This window comes from Pseudolysinimonas sp., from assembly GCF_057350545.1.
In genome coordinates this window covers 1-5,247 of record NZ_JBMRCP010000055.1, presented here as the reverse complement: position 1 = coordinate 5,247, position 5,247 = coordinate 1, and the positions used below count along the sequence as shown (strand labels likewise).

The 5,247-nt window shown below is 69.8% G+C and carries 9 protein-coding genes; all 9 read left to right on the top strand.

The annotated features are described in order from the left end of the window. The coding region (locus ACO1X9_RS07690) for an EF-Tu C-terminal domain-related protein (RefSeq protein ID WP_486350235.1) at positions 1 to 142 on the top strand (142 nt) is incomplete at its 5' end. Between the two features lie 112 nt (positions 143 to 254). Further along, entirely contained in the window at positions 255 to 689 is a 435-nt protein-coding gene (locus tag ACO1X9_RS07685; RefSeq protein WP_486350234.1) for a hypothetical protein, read from the top strand. 8 nt (positions 690 to 697) lie between these two features. Then, positions 698 to 1,141, top strand: a complete 444-nt coding sequence (locus ACO1X9_RS07680) for a hypothetical protein (RefSeq protein ID WP_486350233.1) — start codon at positions 698 to 700, stop codon at positions 1,139 to 1,141. 9 nt (positions 1,142 to 1,150) lie between these two features. Next, positions 1,151 to 2,125, top strand: a complete 975-nt coding sequence (locus tag ACO1X9_RS07675) for a DNA topoisomerase IB (RefSeq protein WP_486350232.1) — start codon at positions 1,151 to 1,153, stop codon at positions 2,123 to 2,125. 96 nt (positions 2,126 to 2,221) lie between these two features. Continuing rightward, positions 2,222 to 2,431, top strand: coding sequence for a hypothetical protein (locus ACO1X9_RS07670; protein ID WP_486350231.1), 210 nt, complete (start codon positions 2,222 to 2,224; stop codon positions 2,429 to 2,431). Between the two features lie 25 nt (positions 2,432 to 2,456). After that, positions 2,457 to 2,906 (top strand): hypothetical protein, encoded by a 450-nt coding sequence (locus ACO1X9_RS07665; RefSeq protein WP_486350230.1) that lies wholly within the window; start codon positions 2,457 to 2,459, stop codon positions 2,904 to 2,906. Positions 2,907 to 3,081: 175 nt separating this feature from the next. Further along, positions 3,082 to 4,002, top strand: coding sequence for a hypothetical protein (locus ACO1X9_RS07660; RefSeq protein ID WP_486350229.1), 921 nt, complete (start codon positions 3,082 to 3,084; stop codon positions 4,000 to 4,002). Between the two features lie 395 nt (positions 4,003 to 4,397). Then, on the top strand, positions 4,398 to 4,706 hold the full coding sequence (gene rpsJ / locus ACO1X9_RS07655) for a 30S ribosomal protein S10 (protein ID WP_395640731.1): 309 nt from the start codon (positions 4,398 to 4,400) through the stop codon (positions 4,704 to 4,706). 40 nt (positions 4,707 to 4,746) lie between these two features. Further along, positions 4,747 to 5,247, top strand: a 501-nt coding sequence (gene rplC, locus ACO1X9_RS07650) for a 50S ribosomal protein L3 (protein ID WP_486350228.1), incomplete at its 3' end; no start/stop codon positions are given.

Below are 5,247 nucleotides of genomic sequence, written 5' to 3'. Positions count from 1 at the left end.
CGAGATGGTCATGCCCGGCGACACCACCGACATGACGGTCGAGCTCATCCAGCCGATCGCCATGGAGGAGGGCCTCGGCTTCGCCATCCGTGAGGGTGGCCGCACCGTGGGCGCCGGCAAGGTCACGAAGATCAACAAGTAACAACCTCGGTGGTCGAGTAGCGCGTCAGCGCCTGTCGAGACCACTGCGACGGGGTCGGGCCTTCGGGTCCGGCCCCGTCGTCGTTCCGACGACTCCGGCGTACGCTCGACGCGTGCGACGGACGGGACGGGCGACCTACCTCGTGACGCTCGTGCTCGCGACCGTCACGCTCGCTCTCGTGCTCCTCGCGGTCGGCGAGTCGATCCTCGCGGGGTCGCTCGCCGCGGGCTTCCCGGTCGCCGCCCGCACGCTCTTCTTCTTCGCCGACGTCGTGTTCTACGCGTGGGTGCCGTTCCTCGTGATCTCCGCGATCGTCCGCGGTCGGCGGCCGAGCGGCGTGGCCGTCCTCGCCGGGGTGCTCGCAGGCGCCGCGATCAACGTGCTCGTCGTCGCCCTCATCGGGTTCGTGCAGGAGGGGCGGCTCGCGTCGTTCGTCGCGATCGCCGTCGAGGGCTCGCTCGCGGTCGTGGTCGCCGCCGGCATCGTCGTGCCCGTGCTCGCCCGGCTCCTGTCCGAGCCGCGCGAGCCGTCGGGCGTCCGCCGCTAGGTGAGCGCATGATCCGGGGCCTCGTCGGCGTCGTATTCCTCGTCGCGGGCACGGGTTGGGTGCCCTTCGCCGCCGGCTTCGTGCTCGTCAAAGTGCTCGACCCGCGGCAGTACGACCGGATGGCGTTCCACAACGGGCTCGCGATCTCGCTCGTCGGGGCGGCGCCTCTCGTCATCGCGTGGTTCATCCTGCTCGTGACGATCGTGATCCTCCAGCGCCGCTTCCCCGGACTCGCCGCGACGCTCGCCGCGCTCGGTGGCGCGACCGTCGCGGGCTTCGTGGTCACCGGCGCGATCGCGAGCTCGCTCGGCGGTTACAGCGTGCTCGTCGTCGTGCTCGTCCTCCCCGCCGCCCTCCTCGTGCTGCTCGCCGCCTTGATCGCTCATCCCGTCCTGAGGATCGCGTTCGGGGTCCCCGTCAAGCCCCGCACCCCGTCGGTGACGGCGACGTAGCGTGGGCGCATGCCCCGCCTCCGCCGCAGCGACGTCGCGGGGCCGGGCATCCATCGGGTGCGTCGTGGGAAGGGCTTCGCCTTCGTCGACGAGGCCGGTCGAGCGGTCGACGCGGCGACGCGTGAGCGCGCGACGGCGCTCGTGCTCCCGCCCGCGTGGAAGGACGTCTGGATCTGCCCGTGGCCGAACGGTCACATCCAGGCGACCGGCATCGACGACGCCGGCCGCCGACAGTATCGCTACCACGAGGCCTGGCGTCGGCAGAAGGATCGCGCGAAGTTCGACCGGATGCTCGAGCTCGCCGCCGTGCTGCCCGCGGCGCGGCGCGGGGTGACGCGCGACCTGCGCCGCGACGACCTGTCGCGAGAGCGCGTGCTCGCCGCGGCGTTCCGCATGCTCGACACCGGGATGCTGCGCGTCGGGTCGGAGCGCTACGCCGACGCGCACGGCAGCTACGGGCTGTCGACGCTGCTCGGGGCGCACGCGCGGGTGGTCGACGGGTCGCGCGTCGTGCTGGCGTTTCCGGGGAAGAGCGGGCAGCCGTGGGAGTCGGAGATCGCGGATGCCGACCTCGCCGGCCTCGTCGCCCGGCTCAAGCGACGCGGCGGCCGGGCGCGGTTGCTCGCCTGGCACGACGACGTGAAGGGGTGGCGGCCCCTCAGCGCGGAGGACATCAACGACGACATGAGGGAACGCACGGGCGGCGACTTCACCGCGAAAGACTTCCGCACGCTGCACGGCACCGTCACGGCGGCGGTGTCGCTCGCGCGATCCGGGCCGGGGGAGACGGCAACCGCACGCAAGCGCGCCATCGTGCAGGCGGTGCGGCTCGCCGCCGACGCGTTGGGGAACACCCCCGCCGTCGCGCGGTCGAGCTACGTCGATCCGCGTGTGATCGACAGGTATGAGAAGGGCGAGACGCTCGACGCGACCCGGCTCCGCTCGGCCGAATCCGGGCTGAGGGAGCTGCTCTCCGACGCCTGACGGTCGTGACCGTCGGAAGTTTCACCCGCGCACCCCCGCGGCACGCCATGATGTGTGGAGACGCGCGAGACGGACTCGCGGTAGCGGGAGGACCCCATGGGCATCGACGACATCGTGGACAAGGCCAAGGACTTCGCCGGGGACGCCGTGGACAACACCAAGGAGTTCGTCGGCGACGCCGTGGAGAACACCAAGGAGTTCGCGGGCGACGTGGCGGAGAGGGCCAAGGACGGCGTGCACGACCTCGCCTCCAAGATCGCCGACGCGACCGACGACGAGGGCGCGACGCCCCCGGCGGCGTCCTGAGTTCCGAGAGCGAGGGGGAGCGGGAATGCGCGCACTCGGCAAGGCACTGAGCGCCTTCCTGCTCACCCTCGCGATCGCCTACCTGTTGTCGGTGGTCGTGCAGTCGATCCTCAACGGGGGCGACATCCTGCTGGCGGCGTTCGGCGACGCGTGGCGGGCGCTCTTCCAAGGCGGCGCGGTCTCGGCGGGGCTCTTCCTTCTCTTTCTGCTCTTCATCAACGTCGCCGGTCGTCGCCGTGGCGCGGGCTCGCTGTTCTGGATCAACACCGGCGCCCTCGTCGTCGCGATCCTCATCGGAACGCTCGCGACTCTCGCCGTCGGAGCATTCTTCGGGGCCGTCTTCGGCGGCTACACCGGGCTTCCCGTGCTCGGCACCATCCTCGCCGCCGGGGAGCTCTTCATCGGCGGAGTCGTCGCCCTCGCCCTCACCCACTTCGCGATCTTCAAGCCCCGCGCCACCGAGTTCGAGCCCTGACCCTCGGCCTCGTTCTCGGGTGCCTCGATGTGCGTCGAGTTCACGGTTTCACGCGAGTGCGCTCGACGCAGATCGATGAACTCGGCACTCTCTCACATCGCGGGGACGAGCGCGACATCCCACGGGCTCCAGCTTCGACGGGGTTTCGACGTGACTCGGTGGAGAGCATCGGTGGATGCTCGACACGCTCCCGTCCCTCATCCTCTCGGCACGCCTGCGCGACGTCGGCGAGTCGAGTCGCCCGATCGAGCGAGGTGCTCGATCGGGACACTTCGTCCGCGTGCGTCCGGGCGCCTATCTGACGGCTGCCGAGTGGCGTGAGCTCCGCCCGCGCGACCGGCACCTTGTGGCGATGGCGGCGGTGGCCGAGACGTCGCGACGGAAGCTGCTGTTCTGCGGCGAGTCCGCGGCTGCGCTGCACGGCATCCCCGTCCTCGGCGGATGGTCGACGCGTCCTCACATCGTCGACGATGTCGGGCATCGTCGGTCCGCACTGGTCGGAGTCGCGACGCACGTGGTCGACCTCGCCGACGACGAGGTCACGACGGTCGGAGACGCGCTCGCGACGAGCCCGCTGCGGACGGCTCTCGACATCGCGGCGACGCGGGGATTCCTCGCCGGCGTGGTCGCCCTCGATCGGGTGCTCGGCCCCGCCTTCGGGATCTCGAGGGAGACCGTCGAGGCGGCGATCGAGCGCGCCCGACCGTTCCGGGGAGTACGGCGGGTGGACGCCGCCTTCGCGGTGGCCACGGGTCTCGCAGAGACGCCCATCGAGTCGCTGAGCCTCGGACAATGTCACGTGCTGGGCTTCCCGACGCCGCGTCAGCAGGTCGAGTTCGTGATCGACGGTCGCCGCTACCGAGTCGACTTCTTCTTCGAGGAAGAGGATGTGATCGGTGAGGCCGACGGGCGGAACAAGTACGGTCCGGATGTCGTCGGGCCTGAGCCCGAGGCGCGACTCTGGGACGAGAAGGATCGTGAAGACGACCTGCGTTCCGTCGTGCGGGGCTTCGCGCGGTGGGGATGGGATCACGCACTCGGTGGCCACGTGCTCGCGCAGCGGCTGAAGCGAGCCGGGGTGCCCCCGAGGCACTGACACGCTCTCGAGCGCAGCCATTTGCGTCGAGCGCACGTGCGCAGAACCGGACGCTCGACGCAAATCGATGCACTCGGCACCGACGCCGCGACGCGAACCCCAGCAAACAGGCGCGACACGCCCGGGTTGCAGGACATCCCGGAGTGTGGCAAACTCATGTGGTTCAACATCCCGGCGCGCGTAAGCGTGGCAAGGGTCACCGCTCTGGCAGTGCACAGTCTCAAGACTGGGCCGCGAGCGGCAGAACACTACAAAGCTTCAACTCGAATCCTTCCTCCGTGCGCTCGCGTGCGGAATCAGGACCGGATTGACAGAAGAACAGCGGTGCGCGAACGGAAGTTCGCGGGTGCGGGATCCGAAGGATGCCGCATGTACACAGGAGAGAAGAGATACGCATGGCGGCCCAGAAGATCCGCATCCGGCTGAAGTCCTACGACCACGCCGGTCTCGACGCCTCGGCGCGCAAGATCGTCGATGCGGTGCAGCGCGCAGGCGCCACCGTCGTCGGCCCCGTGCCGCTCCCCACGGAGAAGAACATCGTGGTGGTGATCCGCTCTCCTCACAAGTACAAGGACTCCCGCGAGCACTTCGAGAAGCGCACCCACAAGCGCCTCATCGACATCATCGACCCGACCCCGAAGGTCGTCGACTCGCTCATGCGACTCGACCTGCCGGCGGACGTCAACCTCGAGATCAAGGCCTGAGCCGGCTCCGGCCGCTCCAGGACGCCCAGAAGGAACACCCATGTCTGCAACCACGACGACCAAGGGTCTGCTCGGCACCAAGCTCGGCATGACCCAGGTCTGGGACGAGAACAACAAGCTCGTGCCCGTCACCGTCGTCCAGATCTCGCCGAACGTCGTCACCCAGGTGCGCTCGGTCGAGAAGGACGGCTACGCCGCCGTGCAGATCGCGTACGGCGCGATCGACCCGCGCAAGGTGAACAAGCCCGCCGCCGGCCACTTCGAGGCCGCGGGCGTCACGCCCCGCCGTCACCTCACCGAGGTGCGCCCCGCCGACGCCGCCGAGTACACGCTCGGCCAGGAGCTCGCGGTCGACATCTTCGAGGCCGGCCAGCTCGTCGACGTCGCCGGCACGAGCAAGGGCAAGGGCTTCGCCGGTGTCATGAAGCGCCACAACTTCAAGGGCGTCAGCGCGAGCCACGGTGCGCACCGCAACCACCGCAAGCCCGGCTCGATCGGCGCCTCGTCGACCCCGTCGCGTGTCTTCAAGGGCATGCGGATG